Below are 15,689 nucleotides of genomic sequence, written 5' to 3' on the forward strand. Positions count from 1 at the left end.
GGGGGCGCTCCGCAACCCGGGGCGTCCTCGATATGGGGGATATCCAGGGCGCTGGAGGGGCGGAAAGCCAGCCGTTGCGGCCCTGAACAGGTCCGGGACCGTCGATATCGGCACGGCGGCGACAGGACGCCCGTGTGGTCCCGATCCGGTCGGCCCGCGCCAGAAAAAACGTCAGCCTGCGATCGCGGCCGGGCTCTCGGCAGAGATCCACAGACGGGCTGCCACGGTCAGCACCGCGATCGTTCCGGTCAGCGAGAGGGTTGCCAGCGCCATCAGCCAGGACTGCGTCAGCACAAGGGCCAGACCCGCGCAGAAATACCCGACGGCGATTCCGACCAAGACCAGACCCAGCATTCCCGTTTCCCTTTCACCTGCCGCAATGGGCTCAGGGAAGGCGGGACTCGGGGCGAAATTAGGGCAGGGGCGCGGCGTTTTCGGTGCGGTCCTGGCCCGATCAGACCGAGACGGCGCGGATCAGGCGGTCCTTTGCCAGCTCGGCCTTGGAGCCCGACAGCGTGACCGCGCCGCGTTCCATCACGTAGAACCGGTCGGCGAGGGCATAGGCGAATTCGAAATACTGTTCGACCAGCACGATGGCCATCCGGCCCTGGTCGCGCAAATAGTCGATCACCCGGCCGATCTGCTGGATGATGTTGGGCTGGATGCCCTCGGTCGGTTCGTCCAGCAACAGAAGCTTGGGCTTGGTGATCATCGCCCGGGCGATGGCCAGTTGCTGTTGCTGGCCGCCCGACAGATCGCCGCCGCGCCGGTGCGCCATGTCCCTGAGCACGGGGAAGAGTTCATAGATCTCGTCCGGCACGACGCGGTCGGGGCGGGGCAGGCAGGCGAACCCGGTTTCCAGATTCTCGCGCACGGTCAGCAGCGGAAAGATCATCCGCCCCTGCGGCACGTAGCCCACGCCGCGATGGGCCATGCCCTGGGCCGGAACCCGGCCGACGGCGGCGCCGTCCAGCTCGATCTCGCCGCCCGAGCGGGGGTGGGTCCCCGAAATGGCCTTCAGGAGGCTGGTCTTGCCCACGCCATTGGTGCCCATGACGCAGGTCACCTCGCCCGCGCGGGCCTCGATATCGACGCCGTGCAGGATCTGCGAGCCGCCGTAATGCAGGGTCAGGCCGGTTGTTTTCAGCATCGCTCAGCGCCCCAGATAGACATCGATCACCTGCCGGTTCTTCGTGACATGGTCGAGACTGCCCTCGGCTAGCACCGATCCCTCGTGCAGCACCGTCACCTTGCAGTCGAGCCGCCGCACGAATTCCATGTCATGTTCGACGACCACCACGGCACGGGTCTTCGCGGCCTCTTTCAGAAGGTCGGTGGTATGCTCGCGCTCGGCCAGGGTCATGCCGGCGGCGGGTTCGTCGACCAGCAGCAGGCGCGGCTCCTGCGCCAGCAGCATGCCGATTTCCAGCCATTGCTTCTGGCCGTGGCTCAGCTCGCCCGACTTGCGGTAAAGCTGGTCGCCAAGGCCGATCTCGTCGGCCAGTTCGGCCACCCGGGCGCGGTCCTCGGCGCTCTGGCGATAGGCCAGCACCTTCCAGGGCGCGCGGTCCTTCTTCAGCGCCATCAGCAGGTTGTCGAAAACCGACTGGTCCTCGAACACGGTCGGGCGCTGGAACTTGCGGCCCACGCCCTCGCGCGCGATCTGGCTTTCGCTCATCTTCAAAAGCGAGACCGAGCGTTCGCCCCAGAGCACCCGGCCGCTGTCGGGGCGGGTCTTGCCGGTGACGATGTCCATGAAGGTGGTCTTGCCGGCACCGTTCGGCCCGATGATGGCGCGCAGCTCGGCCGACCCGATCTCGAACGAGAGGTTGTTGATGGCGCGGAACCCGTCGAAGGTGACCGAGACGCCCGAGACCTCGAGAAGGGCTGTCATTGCTCGGCCTCCTTCTCGCGGAACGACCCGGTATCGGGGCCGAGATCGGCGCCATGGCGCGGGGGCGCGCGGCGGCCCGAGATCAGGTCGAAAAGCCCACCTATGCCCTTGGGCGCGAACAGCGTGACCAGCACGAAGCCGAGCCCCAGCAGCACCTGCCACCAGTCGACCCATTTGATCGTGTAGATCCCCAGCGGCAGGTCGGGCACCTGTCCGCCGGTGAACCAGGTCGACAGAAGCGACACGACGCCCGCGCCGATCACGGCGCCATAAAGCCGCCCGCGCCCGCCGATGGCGACCCAGACCGCCAGATAGATCGAGGCGATGGGCGCCATTTCGGCGGGGTTGATGATGCCCGCCTGCGGATAGTAAAGCGCGCCCGCGATGCCCGCGATCACCGCCGTCAGGGTGAAGACGAAGAGCTTGTAGGCCTCGACCGAATAGCCGAGGAAGCGGACCCGGGCCTCGTCGTCGCGGATGCCCCGGATCACCGAGCCGAACTTGCCCGACACCACGAAGGCCGCGATCACGTAGCCCAGCGCGAGTGCTGCGGCCGAGCCCCAGAAGAACCAGATCGACAGCAGCGATTGCGGCACGTCCGCGGCGCCGGGGATGTTCTGCAGCCCCGAGAGGCCGTTATTGCCCCGCAGCCCGCTGTCGTTCTGTAACAGATACAGCGACAGGGCCAGTGTCATCGCCTGGGTCAGGATCGACAGATAGACGCCGGTCACGCGGCTTCGGAAGGCGAGCCAGCCGAAGACCAGCGCCAGAAGGCCCGGCACCAGCACCACAAGGGCCAGTTGCAGCGGCAGCGAATGGGCGAAAGCCCAGATCGCCGGGAAGTCGGACGCGCCGACGACGCCGAAGATCTGGGTGCCGATGGCGTCGCGGATTTCCTGCGGCGTCGGCGGGATCTCGGCCTGGGCCAGCGAGGCCGCGACGATGGTCTCGGTCCGGGCATACATCAGCCACATGCCGATCATGTAGCCGCCAAGCCCGAAGAAGGCGAAATGGCCCAGCGACAGGATGCCGGTATAGCCCCAGACCAGATCCATCGCGATGGCGATGAGGCACAGGCACAGCGTCTTGCCCAGCGTCTTGACGAAGCTGGTCGAGATCAGGCCCAGGCCGACACCCTCGCCAAGGACCGTGACGGCGGCCACGAAAAGCGCAAGCACACCGAGGAAGATCAGCACCGAAGGGTTTCGGGCAAACAGGCTGTCTTTCACGGGCATGCCTCCTGCGGCGCGAGGATCTTGGTGTAATAGGCGCTGTGCGGGTCGATCCGGTAGGCGCCGAACGGCTCGCAGGGCTCGAAACCCTGCCGTTCGTAAAGCGCGCGGGCCGCCGCGAAGGGCTCGGTCGCGCCGGTTTCCAGCCAGAGCGCGCGATAGCCCCGGCGGCTGGCCTCGGTCTGGATCGCGGCCAGCAGCGCCGCGCCGACCCCTTGCCCACGGTGGGCGGCGGCGGTGTGCATCGACTTGATCTCGCCCGCCTCGGGCGACAGCGCCTTCAGCGCGCCGATGCCCGCGAGCTCGGGGCCGTCCCAGGCGGCCCAGACCGTGACCTCGGGGACGTCGAGCCCCTCGAGGGGCAGGAAATGACAGCTTTCAGGCGGGGTCGTCGCTTCGCAGAACGCGGCATGGGTGGCCAGAAGGTTGCGGATTGCGGGGTCGGACAGGTCGGCGAGGGTGATGCACAATGCCATGGTCTCAATCCCCCGCGGCGCGGCCCCGCAGCGCGATGATGCCCCGCGGCCGGACCTGGATGAAGAGGATGATGAAGAGGATCATGTAGGTCTGGGCCGCGAGCGTGTTGCTGGGGTTCAGCCACTCGATGCCCTTTTGCAGGAAGCCGATCAGCGTGGCGCCCAGCAGGGTGCCCCAGATATTACCGACGCCGCCCACCACGACGGTCATGAAGCTTTGCACGATGTAGTCCTGCCCCAGTTCCGAGGTGACCTTGGCATAAAGGCCGATCGCCACGCCCGCGACGCCCGCGATGCCGGAGCCAAGCCCGAAGGTCAGCATGTTGATGCGGTCGGGATTGATCCCCATCGAGGCCGCCATGCGCGGGTTCTGGGTCACCGCGCGGACCTCGAGCCCCAGCCGGGTCCTGCGCATGATGAAGACGAAGAGCGCGAGGAACAGAAGCGCCAGCACGAAGATCGCGATCCGGATATAGCTGATCGAGACCACGTCGTTGAGTTGCAGCGCGCCGTCGAGCCAGGAGGGCGAGGTCAGCGGCCGGGCCTGGGTGCCGAAGATGTTCTTGGCCAGCTGCTGCAGCGCGATCGAGATGCCGAAGGTCGCCAGCAGGGTTTCCAGCGGCCGGTTGTAAAGCCAGCGGATCACCAGCCGTTCCATCGCGACCCCGGCCGCGAAGGTGACGGCGAAGGCCAGCGGCAGCGCGATCAGGATCGAGACCGTGTAGTTCGGCACGATCTGCTGGACCACATAGCCGGTATAGGCGCCCATCATGATGAACTCGCCATGGGCCATGTTGATGACCCCCATCACCCCGAAGGTGATGGCCAGCCCGATGGCGGCAAGGAAGTAGATCGAGGCCAGCGACAGCGCGTCGAGCGACAGATCCGCCGCCTGGTTCAGCCCCACCTTGAAGGCGATGGCGTCCAGCGCGTCCTCGGCGGCCGCGGTGACAGACGGGTCGGGCTCGGCATAGCGGTCGTAGAAGCTGTGGGCGTCAAGGGCCGCCTGCACCTCTTCGGCGGTGGCGGTGGGCGGCACGAGGCCCTGCGCGGCAAGGGCCGCATAGGCGCTATCGCGGGCCTCGTCGCTGTTCAACTCGGCCAGGGGCGTGCCCGCGACGGTGCCGGCCTCGATATGGGCCGCCAGTGCGTTGCGCTTGTCGGCGGGGCTGATGCGGGGGCGGGCCAGACCGGCCTCGACCAGCAGGCGGTAGGCCTCGGCCTCGGGCAGGGCGTCGCTGCCGGGGGTCAGGCGGCGGGCGATGTTCCCGCCCTCGGGCGGCGCGCCGGGGGCGACCGCGCGGGTGGTGGCGACCAGCGGGTTCAGCGCGGCGCGCACGTCGACGCCCAGATCGCCCGCGAAGCTGTCGATGGCGGCGATCCGGTCGGCCGCGTCGGGGGCGTAGGCGATGGTCAGCAGCCGTTCGAGCCGCTGTTTGCGGGCCTTGAGCCCCGGGTCGGTCTCGGTCGCGATGGCGCCGCGCAGCGCCTCCAGATGGTCGGGTTCGGCATCGCGCGCGATGGCATCGAGCGCCGCCGCGCGCCGGGCCGGGTCGGGGTCGGACAGCTGGAACTGCACCAGCGCCGCGCCGATCAGCCCGCGGACGCCGCTATTGGGCTTGAGCTGGTCGACCTCGTCCCGCGCTACCTCGCCCGCCGCCTCGCCGGTCGCGATGTCGATCAGTCGAAGAGTGCCGCCGCCCGCAGGGTCGGCGAAAAAGAACAGCCCGTCGGACTTGCGCTGGTAAAGCGCCTTGTCCTGCCATTTCTCCAGCACGCTCTGGGCGGCGGGCAGGCCGCTGTCGCGCAGCGCCGCGATGGCGGGTCCTATGGTCTTGCGCGAGCTTTTCTCGATAAGCTCTCGGTTTTCCTGAAGAATGCTCTGGATCTGGCTGGTCTGGTCCTGGGCGGCATCGACCGGGCCCGACTGCGCCAGCGCGGGCCCCGCGGCCAGACCCGCGAAAACCACCGTGACCACCACAAGGCAGGCGTAAAGGACGGAGAATAGGCGCATGGGGGACCCTGCTCGGAAAGGAAGGGGGGCGGAGAGGCCCGCCCCCGGTGCGGATCAGTAGTTCGACTTGATCTGCACGCAGGTCTTGGTTTCGGTGTTGTACATGCCGCAGTCGAGGTCCTTCCAGTCCGAGGTCAGGACGGCGGATTCCGGCAGGTAATCGGTCCAGGCGTCGCCCGGCACCGGATCGGTTTCGCTGATGATGTCGAACTGGCCGTCGGCGCGGATCTCGCCGATCAGCACCGGTTTGGTCAGGTGGTGGTTCGGCAGCATCTCGGCGGTCGAGCCGGTGAGGTTGGGATAGGTCTGCCCGATCATCGCGTCCGACACCGCGTCGACATCGGTGGTGCCGGCCGCCTCGACGGCGTCGGCCCACATGTTGAAGCCGATATAGGTCGCTTCCATCGGGTCGTTGGTCACCCGGTCCTGACCCATGCGTTCCTTCCACTTGGCCACGAAGGCCTCGTTTTCAGGCGACTCGGCGGATTCGAAATAGTTCCAGGCGGCGAGGTGGCCGACCAGGTTCGAGGTGTCGAGGCCCGACAGTTCCTCCTCGCCGACCGAGAAGGCCACCACCGGAATGTCCTCGGCCGAGATGCCCTGGGCCGCCAGTTCCTTGTAGAAGCCGATATTGGCGTCGCCATTGATGGTCGAGATCACGCCCACCTTCTTGCCGTCCGCGCCCAGCGCCTTGACGTCCGACACGATCTTCGACCAGTCGGAATGGCCGAAGGGGGTGTAGTTGATGAAGATGTCGCTTTCCGCGATGCCCTTCGATTTCAGATAGGCCTGCAGGATGTTGTTCGTGGTGCGCGGATAGACATAGTCGGTGCCCAGAAGCGCGAATTTCTCGACCCCCAACTCGTCGAGGAAATAGTCGGTCGCCGGGATCGCCTGCTGGTTCGGCGCGGCGCCGGTATAGAAGACGTTCTTCGAGCTTTCCTCGCCCTCGTACTGCACCGGATAGAACAGCAGCCCGTTCAGTTCTTCGATCACCGGCAGCACCGATTTGCGGCTGACCGAGGTCCAGCAGCCGAAGATCACGTCGACATCCTGCACGGTCAGCAGCTCGCGCGCCTTTTCGGCGAAAAGCGGCCAGTCCGAGGCCGGGTCGACCACGACCGCCTCAAGCTGTTTGCCGAGCAGCCCGCCCTTGGCGTTCTGTTCGTCGATCATCATCAGGACGGTGTCCTTCAGCGTCGTTTCCGAGATCGCCATCGTCCCCGACAGCGAATGCAGCACGCCCACCTTGATCGTGTCCTGGGCCCAGGCGGGCAGCGAGATCGCGCTGGCCGCGACCGCGCCAAGCAGGATTTTCTTCATGGATGTCATGGTCTACCTCCGGGCGTACCCGGCCCGCGCCCGGCCCTGCGCCTGACGCGCGGGCGGCTCTGGCCTGATCGCCACCTCTGTTGTTGCGTCCCGCGCGGCGCCTTCGGTCTGTCCGTCCCCCAGGCCGCCGCACACCCGCCTCGATCGACCCCGGTCGCCGGTGTGGGCGAGCGAAGGTTTTCCGTGGGCAGGCAGACTCGCAATCGCGAGCCCGTGACCGGGCGGAGAATTCCCCGGCGGACGCGGGGAACAGCCCAAGAAACGGGCTCTATGGGGGAAGGCGGTTAAATTATAGGCTTAACAATGTCCGACTCCCTGGACCGCGCCGAAAATCCGTGCAGAGCGGGCGGGGATGCAGGAAAAACAGGGCGGACAGGATGCAGGCTTCGGGAAGGGGCAGGGACATCGCTTTTCACGCCTCATCGGCCGCGGGCTTCGCGCCGGCCTCGTCGCCTTGCGCGCCGTCCCAGCCGCGCGCCCAGGGCGAGGTGCGGCTGTCGTCCAAGCCCGGCCCGCGCGGATCGGTCCTGGCCGGGCTCCGGCAAAGCGGCGCCTTCAAGGCGGTGTTTCCCCGCGCGGCGCCCTTGCCGGGCGGCACGCCGCTTGACGCGGTGCTGGTCAACACGGCGGGCGGGATCACCGGCGGCGACCGGTTTTGCTGCACGCTCGAGGCCGGGGCGGGCAGCCATCTGCGCGTCACCACCCAGGCGGCCGAGCGCGCCTATCGCGCCCAGCCGGGCGAGACCGGGCAGGTCGCGAACCGGCTGAGGGTGGCGCCGGGCGCGCGGCTCGACTGGCTGCCGCAGGAAACGATCCTGTTCGAGGGCTGCCGTCTGGACCGGAGCCTTGTCGTCGATCTTGCCCCCGGAGCCCGGCTTCTGCTGGTCGAGCCGCTGGTCTTCGGCCGCGCCGCGATGGGCGAGACCCTGCGGGCCGCGCGCTTCCGCGACCGGATCGAGATCCGGCGAGGGGGCGTGCCGCTTTATCTCGACGCGCTGCGTTTCGAGGGCGACGTGGCCGCGCAGCTGGCCCGCCCGGCGGTTGCGGCCGGGGCCGGGGCGCTGGCCAGCCTCGTTCTGGTCGCGCCCGAGGCGGCGGCGCATCTGGCGCCGATCCGCACCCTTCTGCCCGCAACCGGCGGCGCCAGCCTGCTGGCCGGGGACGTATTGGCATTGCGTCTGCTGGCGCCCGACAGTTACCACTTGCGCAAGGTGCTGATCCCGGTGCTGACGCGCCTGACCGAAGCCCTGCCAAGATCATGGATGACCTGACATGCAACTGACCCCCCGCGAAAAAGACAAGCTTCTGATCGCCATGGCCGCCGAGGTCGCGCGCAAGCGCCTGGCGCGCGGCGTCAGGCTGAACCATCCCGAGGCGATCGCCCTGATCACCGATGCCGTGGTCGAAGGTGCGCGCGACGGCCGGTCGGTCGCCGACATGATGGAGGCGGGGGCCCAGGTCGTGACCCGGGATCAATGCATGGAGGGCGTGGCCGAGATGATCCACGAGGTGCAGGTCGAGGCGACCTTCCCCGATGGCACCAAGCTTGTCACCGTCCACAACCCGATCCGCTGAGGTGCGCCCATGATCCCCGGAGAGCTTTTTCCCGCCGAAGGCAGCCTGACCTTGAATGACGGGCGCGAGTCGCTCACCCTGATGGTGGCGAATACCGGCGACCGGCCGGTTCAGGTCGGCAGTCACTATCATTTCGCCGAAACGAACCCCGCGCTCGACTTCGACCGGGACGCCGCGCGGGGCATGCGGCTCGACATCGCCGCGGGCACCGCGGTCCGGTTCGAGCCCGGCCAGCGCCGGGAGGTGCGGCTGATCCCGATCTCGGGACAGCGGCGCATCTTCGGCTTCAATCAGAAGGTGATGGGCGCCCTCTGAGACGCGCCCGCATCGACCGCCCCATCAGAAGGAAGAGACGCGATGACGTTCACATCCCCGGCCTTTTCCGCCGCCAATCCGTTCCTGGCGGCGACTGTGATGTTCGATCAGCAGATGCGCCTTGTTCAGGCCGCCACCGACATGATGCTGCGGGCCAATCCGTGGGTGTTGATGATGCGGGCGGGCGGGTTCGACCCGCTGACCGCGGATTCGGGCCTGAGCGAGGCCGACAGCCTCGAGGAAATGCCGCTCGATGCCGGGGTGGCCTCCGAAACCGCCCCCGCGGCCGTGTCGGCCGCGACGGCACCGGCAAAGGCCGCACCGGCAAAGGCCGCATCGGCAGAGGTCGCACCGGCAGAGGCGGCTGCGGCCAAGCCTGCACCCGAACCGGCGCCGCAGCCTGCCGAACGCGCCACCGTGACGGCCTTCGCCCGCGTCCAGCCCGAGGCCGTGCCGGAGCCGTCCGCGCCCGCCCCGGCTGCCGCCGCATCCGCGCCGAAAGCCGCGGCACCGGCCGGCCAGCCTGACCCGAAGCCCGCATCGGCCGCGGCCCGCAAGGCCCCGTCGGCGCGATCCGCGCGTCCGGCGGCCTCCGGGCGGGCCCGCCGCAAGCCGTCGGCGCCGCCCGCGCCACCGTCGGGTGGCAAGGCGCCCGAGGGCGGGGCGTGACGGCCCGTGCTGCGGCGGCGGTCCTGCTGATCGCCGCGGCGCTGCCCGGTCTGGCGCGCGCCGCCTGTCCGGGCAATACCCAGATCGAGATGAACGACTGTGCTGCCTCGGCCTATCGCAACGCGGACGCCCAGCTGAACGCGATTTGGCCTGCGGCCCGGGCGGCGGCCGCCAACTGGGGCGGCGACGGGATGCTGCTTGATGCGCAACGCAAGTGGATCGCCTTTCGCGATGCCGCCTGCGCTGTTGAAGCGGGGCAGTATCAGGGCGGCAGCATCCAGCCGCTGGTTCATGCCGAGTGTCTTCGTCGCCTGACCGAACAGCGGACGGCCGACCTGCGCGGGTTGTTGCCGCTATGACCGAAGCCCCTCTCCGGCGCGCGACGCGATGCGGCGCCCGCGCCGGGGATCGGGTCTCTGTGTCTTTCCCAGTTCCCGGCGGCACCCCCGGCGCCGCCCCCCTTTCCATCCGCAAGAGGTTCTAGATGCCTGCCACGATTTCCCGCGCGGACTATGCCGCGATGTTCGGTCCGACCACCGGCGACAAGCTGCGTCTGGCCGATACTGACCTGATCATCGAGGTCGAACGCGATCTGATCGCCGAGCGGGCGGGCGCGGGCGGCAACGGGCCGGTCTATGGCGAGGAGGTCAAGTTCGGCGGCGGCAAGGTCATTCGCGACGGCATGGGCCAGTCCCAGGCGACCCGCGCCGAGGGCGCGGTCGATACCGTCATCACCAATGCGCTGATCCTCGACTGGACCGGCATCTACAAGGCCGATGTGGGCCTGAGGGACGGGCGCATCTTCAAGATCGGCAAGGCCGGGAACCCCGACACCCAGCCCGGCGTCGACATCATCGTCGGCCCCGGCACCGAGGTCATCGCCGGCGAGGGCAAGATCCTGACCGCGGGCGGCTTCGACAGCCATATCCATTACATCTGCCCGCAGCAGATCGAGGATGCGCTGCATTCGGGCCTGACGACCATGCTGGGCGGCGGCACCGGGCCTGCGCATGGCACGCTCGCCACCACCTGCACGCCGGGGGCCTGGCATCTGGGCCGGATGCTGCAGGCGGCCGACGCCTTCCCGATGAACCTCGCCTTCGCGGGCAAGGGCAACGCCTCGCTGCCCGGCGCGCTGGAGGAACAGGTCAGGGCGGGCGCCTGCGCGCTGAAGCTGCATGAGGACTGGGGCACCACGCCCGCCGCCATCGACTGCTGCCTGTCGGTCGCCGATGCGATGGACGTGCAGGTGATGATCCATACCGACACGCTGAACGAATCGGGCTTCGTCGAACATACCGTCGCCGCCATGAAGGGCCGCACGATCCACGCCTTCCATACCGAGGGCGCGGGGGGCGGCCATGCGCCCGACATCATCAAGGTCTGCGGCGAGGAATTCGTGCTGCCCTCGTCCACCAACCCGACGCGGCCCTTCACGGTGAACACGCTGGAAGAACATCTCGACATGCTGATGGTCTGCCACCATCTCGACAAGTCGATCCCCGAGGATGTGGCCTTCGCCGAAAGCCGGATCCGGCGCGAGACCATCGCCGCCGAGGACATCCTGCATGACATGGGGGCCTTCTCGATCATCGCCTCGGACAGCCAGGCCATGGGCCGGGTCGGCGAGGTGATCATCCGCACCTGGCAGACCGCCCACAAGATGAAGGTCCAGCGCGGCCGCCTGGCCGACGAACAGGGCGACAACGACAACCTGCGCGTCCGCCGCTATGTCGCGAAATACACCATCAACCCCGCGATCGCCCATGGGATCAGCCACGAGATCGGGTCGATCGAAGAGGGCAAGCGCGCCGATCTGGTGCTGTGGACCCCCGCCTTCTTCGGGGTGAAGCCGGAAATGGTGCTGATGGGCGGCACCATCGTCTGCGCGCAGATGGGCGACCCGAACGCCTCGATCCCGACGCCGCAGCCGGTCTATACGCGGCCGATGTGGGGCGCCTATGGCCGCTCGGTCGAGAATTCGGCCGTGACCTTCGTGTCGGAGGCGGCCCTTGCCGACGGCATCCGCGGCAAGCTGGGCCTGGCCAAGCAGACCGTCGCGGTCCGCAACACCCGCGGCATCGGCAAGCGCGACCTCAAGCTCAACGACGCGATGCCCAAGGTCGAGGTGAACCCCGAGACCTACGAGGTCCGCGCCGATGGCGAGCTGCTGACCTGCGCGCCCGCCGAGGTGCTGCCGATGGCACAACGCTATTTCATGTTCTGAGGCGAGAATGATCACGTTGCCGGTTTGCGCTGCAATGCAGCAAAATAACGGCGCCCGGGCATTGAATGCTCTGGGGCGGGCCGTATGTAAGCCCTATTTTAAGGGAAAAGGGGGGAAACCATGCCTGTGGACACAGACGGAGGTTTCCGATGGCGACTCCATTCATGACGGTCAAGTCCGTGCCCGGCGGCATGGCGGAACGGCTGGACCTGTTCTTTGCGGGCCTCGGTCTGGGGGTGAACCCCTATGGGCTCCGGCGCGCGCGGATGCGGGAGATCCAGAACCTGAACGCCTGTTCCGACGCGCAGCTGGCCAAACTTGGCATCACCCGGGACGAGATCCCGCGCTATGTCTTCCGCGATCTCTTCAACTAGGGGTTTGCGCACCGGAGGCGGCGGCATGAGCGGGCTTCCGGTGGCGCTTGAGATCCGGCCCGGCGCAGGCGCGGGGGCGGACAGTGTGACGCTTGACTACGATGCGCGGTTCCTGCGGCGCAAGCGGCTGGTCAGCGATGGCGGGCTCGCCTTCCTTCTGGATCTGGCCCATACGACCTCGCTGGCCGAGGGCGATCTGATCGTGCTGGAAGACGGGCGCGGCATTGTCGTCAGGGCAGCGGCCGAACCCTTGCTGGAGGTCACGGGCACCGATCTGGCCCGGCTTGCCTGGCATATCGGCAACCGCCATACGCCCTGCCAGGTCGAGGAGAGTCGGCTGTTGATCCAGCGCGATCACGTGCTTCTGGACATGCTCGACCGGATCGGCGCGACCGTGCGCGAGGTGGTCGAGCCCTTCACCCCCGAAGGCGGCGCTTATGGTCATGGCCGCACCCATGGCCATTCCCATGGCGACGCCCATGGCCACACGCATGACCATGCCCATGATCACGCCCATGACCATGGGCATGGACACGAGGACGGGCACGGGCATGGGCACCATCATCACCACGACCATGGCCACGCCCACGACCATACCCACGGGGCGGCGGACCATCTGCACGCGCATGACCACGACCACGACCATGGGGCCGAAGGCTGCTGCGGCGGGTCGGGGCAGGGTGGTTGCGGCTGCGGCGGTCACGATCATGGCACCCCTAAGGCCGCGTCCGGGCGCAAGACCGGCGGGTGCGGAGGCGGGGGCTGCTGCGGGCATGGCCACTGACGGCCAAATCCTGCGACTGGCGCAATGGCTCTCGCCCGCCTATCCGGTGGGGGCCTTCGCCTATAGCCATGGGCTGGAATCGGCGGTCGCGACCGGCGCGGTCGCGGATGGCGCGGCGCTGACGGACTGGCTGGCCGACATCCTGCGCTTCGGTGCCGGGCGGTCCGACACCATCTTCCTCAGGGCCGCCTATGAGGCGCCGCCCGGGGATCTGCCCGAAATTGACGCGTTGGCCCGCGCTTTCCAGCCTTCGGCCGAACGGCGGACCGAGACAACGGCCCAGGGCGCGGCCTTCGCCCGGGTCACCGCCGCGGTCTGGCCGGACGATCTGCCCGATTTCACCTATCCGGTGGCGCTTGGCCGCGCCGCGCGGTTGCACGATTTGCCGCTCGGGTTGACCGCGCGGATGTATCTGCAGGCGTTCGTGTCAAACCTCGTCTCGGCGGGCATCCGTCTGATCCCGATCGGCCAGACCGAGGGCCAGCGGGTGCTGACCGCGCTGCACCCCCTTTGCGAGGAGGTGGCAGAGGTCGCGCTGACCGAGACGCTCGATGACCTTGCCGGGACGAGTTTCCTGGCCGATATCGCGTCGATGACGCATGAAACCCAGTATTCGAGGCTTTTTCGAACATGACTTCCCCGCATGGCCCCCTTCGCATCGGCATCGGCGGCCCCGTCGGCGCCGGCAAGACCACGCTGACGGCCGCCCTGGCCCGCGCCTTCTCGACCACCCATTCGGTGGCGGTGGTCACCAACGACATCTACACCCAGGAAGACGCCGAGGCGCTGATGCGGATGCAGGTGCTGCCCTCGGACCGGATCAAGGGGGTCGAAACCGGCGGCTGTCCGCACACCGCGATCCGCGAGGATGCCTCGATCAACCTTGCCGCCATTGCCGAGCTGACCGCCCGGTTTCCCGATCTGGAAATCGTGCTGATCGAGTCGGGCGGCGACAATCTTTCGGCGACCTTCAGCCCCGAGCTGGCCGATGTGACGGTCTATGTGATCGACGTCGCCGCAGGCGAGGAGATCCCCCGGAAAGGCGGGCCCGCGATCACCAAGTCCGACTTGCTGGTCATCAACAAGACCGACCTCGCGCCTTATGTCGGCGCCGATCTGGGGGTGATGGATCGCGATGCCAAGCGCATGCGCGGGGCGCAGCCCACCGTCTTCGCCGCGCTGAAACAGGGCGAGGGCGTCGGGGCCATCGTCCGGCTGCTGTGCGAGATCGGCGGTCTGACCGAACCGGCCTAGGCCTCGCCCGGCATCCGGAACGGCCCGGCGCGTCGGCTTGGGCCGATGCCGCAGGCGCTGCCTGCGTTGCCGTGGTCATGGCCGCCGCAGCCGCAGCCGCCTTGCCGACCGGCTTGCCCGCCACGACCGCCGCAGCCGCAGCCGCCCTGCGCCTGCCCGCCGTGACCATGACCACCGCAGCCGCAACCGTGACCATTCCCGTGCCCATGGCCCTGCCCGTGCCCGTGCGCGTGACCATGCCCGTGGCCGCCGGCATTGAAGACCGGGTTGATGACCGGGCCGCGCAGGCTGGGGATATAGCCGAGCAGGAACAGCCCCCAGCCCGCGCAGAAGGCAACGGCCGTGGCATCGAGAAGCGGCTCGTACAGCGAGGGAACCGCAGGGGCTGCGAGCCGCAGCCAGACCGCGCCCCAGATCAGCGCAAAGCCTGCCTTGTGGACCGGACCGATCCGCAGGAGCCCGCCCGCGCGCCGGGCCGCCGCCCGCGCCGCGATCGAGAAGGCAAGCCCCGACATCGCGCCCATCATCAGCGCGTGCACCGCGTCGGCCTCGCGCCAGGGCAGGGGCACCAGCGCCGCCAGCCCGGTCAGCGTCAGTCCCAAGGGCGCCCAGGTGAAGGCCAGCACCAGCATCAGCGCGGGCGCGTAGCCGAAGGCCGAGACGCTCCGCCAATGCCGCATCCGCCAGAGCTGCGCCGCCCCGGCCGCGATCAACAGCGCCGATCCGGCAGTCACGGCGCCGCCCAGCGTCAGCACCATCGCGGCCAGCATCAGGACAAGCCCCGCGCGGCTGGCCATCGGGTCGACCTCGGGCAGGCGGCCGCCCGTGCGCCCGACCCAGCCCGCGATGAAGGCGGGGGCCATGGTGCCCGCGATGATCGAGACCTTGATCGCGAAGAACAGCACCAGCACCCGGGTCATGGCGGCGTCGCCCGGAAAGCTCAGATACCCCAGCGCGGTTGCAAGGAAGGCGGCATCGGCCAGCCCCAGAAAGGCGATGGCGGCCGGGATGGCCCAGCGGTCCCAGCGCCTTTGCGAGACCACCGCGCGGGTATAGGCGGCCGTGAACAGCGCATAGAAGGCCAGGCCCGGCGCCAGCACCACGGCCAGCGGCAGCACCTGTCCCAGGGCGGCCGCCAGCCGCGCCAGCGCCCAGAGCCCGGCCAGCACCATCAGCCCCCGCCCGGTCACCCGCCGCGCTCCGGTCCAGTTGGGCATCGCGGTCAGGAAATAGGCCGCCATCGCCGCGCCGCCGACGCCGACGGTCATTTCATGCGCGTGCCAGAGCGTCGTCGTCCCGAGCGCCGGGACCGGCAGCCCGATCCGGTCGCCAAACCGCCACCAGAGAACCGCCAGCACCGCCCAGAGCGCCGAGAGCGCAAAGAACGGCCGGTGCGGCGACAGCCAGACATCGCGGACGAGCTGCCCGGTGGCGATCTCGGTTAGGGACGCGCCCCGGCCGCCGCGCCTGCGGGGCCGGATCTCGGGGAGGGCATCGGTCATGGCAGAGTCCTCGGCTGGAATAAAGGTGAGTCTTGCGCTCA

18 protein-coding genes are annotated in these 15,689 nt (G+C 68.6%); 10 read left to right on the forward strand and 8 right to left on the reverse strand.

Features of this window, described 5'->3' with window-relative positions; all coding sequences use genetic code 11:
* Positions 1-171 precede the first annotated feature (171 nt).
* From BYZ73_RS07035 to urtA, 7 genes are all read right to left on the reverse strand, one after another.
* Positions 172-354, reverse strand: a complete 183-nt coding sequence (locus BYZ73_RS07035) for a hypothetical protein (RefSeq protein WP_112315407.1) — start codon at positions 352-354, stop codon at positions 172-174.
* A 100-nt stretch (positions 355-454) separates the two neighbouring features.
* Positions 455-1,150, reverse strand: a complete 696-nt coding sequence (gene urtE, locus BYZ73_RS07040) for an urea ABC transporter ATP-binding subunit UrtE (RefSeq protein ID WP_108024856.1) — start codon at positions 1,148-1,150, stop codon at positions 455-457.
* A 3-nt stretch (positions 1,151-1,153) separates the two neighbouring features.
* Entirely contained in the window at positions 1,154-1,894 is a 741-nt protein-coding gene (gene urtD / locus BYZ73_RS07045) for an urea ABC transporter ATP-binding protein UrtD (protein ID WP_112315408.1), read from the reverse strand.
* The gene (gene urtC / locus BYZ73_RS07050) at positions 1,891-3,123 is read right to left on the reverse strand and encodes an urea ABC transporter permease subunit UrtC (protein WP_112315461.1); all 1,233 of its coding nucleotides are present in this window, start codon (positions 3,121-3,123) and stop codon (positions 1,891-1,893) included. The genes urtD and urtC overlap by 4 nt, the downstream gene beginning before the upstream one ends.
* Complete coding sequence (locus BYZ73_RS07055) at positions 3,120-3,602, reverse strand: GNAT family N-acetyltransferase (RefSeq protein ID WP_112315409.1); 483 nt, start codon at positions 3,600-3,602, stop codon at positions 3,120-3,122. Before BYZ73_RS07055 ends, urtC begins: the two co-directional genes overlap by 4 nt.
* Before the next feature lie 4 nt (positions 3,603-3,606).
* Positions 3,607-5,616, reverse strand: coding sequence for an urea ABC transporter permease subunit UrtB (urtB, locus tag BYZ73_RS07060; protein ID WP_112315410.1), 2,010 nt, complete (start codon positions 5,614-5,616; stop codon positions 3,607-3,609).
* 54 nt (positions 5,617-5,670) lie between these two features.
* The gene (gene urtA / locus BYZ73_RS07065) at positions 5,671-6,948 is read right to left on the reverse strand and encodes an urea ABC transporter substrate-binding protein (RefSeq protein ID WP_112315411.1); all 1,278 of its coding nucleotides are present in this window, start codon (positions 6,946-6,948) and stop codon (positions 5,671-5,673) included.
* Between the two features lie 377 nt (positions 6,949-7,325).
* Between urtA and BYZ73_RS07070 the strand changes: the two genes are divergently transcribed.
* The 10 genes from BYZ73_RS07070 (at position 7,326) to ureG (ending at position 14,146) form a co-directional block, all read left to right on the forward strand.
* Positions 7,326-8,219, forward strand: coding sequence for an urease accessory protein UreD (locus tag BYZ73_RS07070; protein WP_112315412.1), 894 nt, complete (start codon positions 7,326-7,328; stop codon positions 8,217-8,219).
* Position 8,220: 1 nt separating this feature from the next.
* Entirely contained in the window at positions 8,221-8,523 is a 303-nt protein-coding gene (locus BYZ73_RS07075) for an urease subunit gamma (RefSeq protein ID WP_108024868.1), read from the forward strand.
* A 9-nt stretch (positions 8,524-8,532) separates the two neighbouring features.
* Positions 8,533-8,838: an urease subunit beta gene (locus BYZ73_RS07080; RefSeq protein ID WP_108024870.1), complete on the forward strand. Its 306-nt coding sequence runs from the start codon at positions 8,533-8,535 to the stop codon at positions 8,836-8,838.
* Positions 8,839-8,937: 99 nt separating this feature from the next.
* A complete protein-coding gene (locus tag BYZ73_RS07085) occupies positions 8,938-9,507 on the forward strand; it encodes a hypothetical protein (protein WP_146746263.1) in 570 nt (189 codons plus the stop codon).
* A complete protein-coding gene (locus BYZ73_RS07090) occupies positions 9,504-9,866 on the forward strand; it encodes a lysozyme inhibitor LprI family protein (protein WP_220086801.1) in 363 nt (120 codons plus the stop codon). Before BYZ73_RS07085 ends, BYZ73_RS07090 begins: the two co-directional genes overlap by 4 nt.
* Positions 9,867-9,991: 125 nt before the next feature.
* Positions 9,992-11,734, forward strand: a complete 1,743-nt coding sequence (gene ureC / locus BYZ73_RS07095) for an urease subunit alpha (RefSeq protein WP_112315414.1) — start codon at positions 9,992-9,994, stop codon at positions 11,732-11,734.
* A gap of 164 nt (positions 11,735-11,898) precedes the next feature.
* On the forward strand, positions 11,899-12,108 hold the full coding sequence (locus BYZ73_RS07100; RefSeq protein WP_075785547.1) for a DUF1127 domain-containing protein: 210 nt from the start codon (positions 11,899-11,901) through the stop codon (positions 12,106-12,108).
* Between the two features lie 25 nt (positions 12,109-12,133).
* Positions 12,134-12,892: an urease accessory protein UreE gene (locus tag BYZ73_RS07105; RefSeq protein WP_112315415.1), complete on the forward strand. Its 759-nt coding sequence runs from the start codon at positions 12,134-12,136 to the stop codon at positions 12,890-12,892.
* Positions 12,882-13,526 (forward strand): urease accessory protein UreF, encoded by a 645-nt coding sequence (locus BYZ73_RS07110; protein ID WP_112315416.1) that lies wholly within the window; start codon positions 12,882-12,884, stop codon positions 13,524-13,526. Before BYZ73_RS07105 ends, BYZ73_RS07110 begins: the two co-directional genes overlap by 11 nt.
* Positions 13,523-14,146 carry an urease accessory protein UreG gene (gene ureG / locus BYZ73_RS07115; protein ID WP_112315417.1) on the forward strand — a complete coding sequence of 208 codons (624 nt, stop codon included), beginning with the start codon at positions 13,523-13,525 and terminating at the stop codon, positions 14,144-14,146. The genes BYZ73_RS07110 and ureG overlap by 4 nt, the downstream gene beginning before the upstream one ends.
* Here ureG and BYZ73_RS07120 read toward each other — a convergent pair.
* The gene (locus tag BYZ73_RS07120) at positions 14,143-15,648 is read right to left on the reverse strand and encodes an NnrS family protein (protein WP_112315418.1); all 1,506 of its coding nucleotides are present in this window, start codon (positions 15,646-15,648) and stop codon (positions 14,143-14,145) included. The genes ureG and BYZ73_RS07120 overlap by 4 nt on opposite strands.
* Between the last annotated feature and the right edge of the window lie 41 nt (positions 15,649-15,689).

This window comes from Rhodovulum viride, assembly GCF_003265965.1.
GTDB classification, from domain to species: Bacteria; Pseudomonadota; Alphaproteobacteria; order Rhodobacterales; family Rhodobacteraceae; genus Rhodovulum; species Rhodovulum kholense.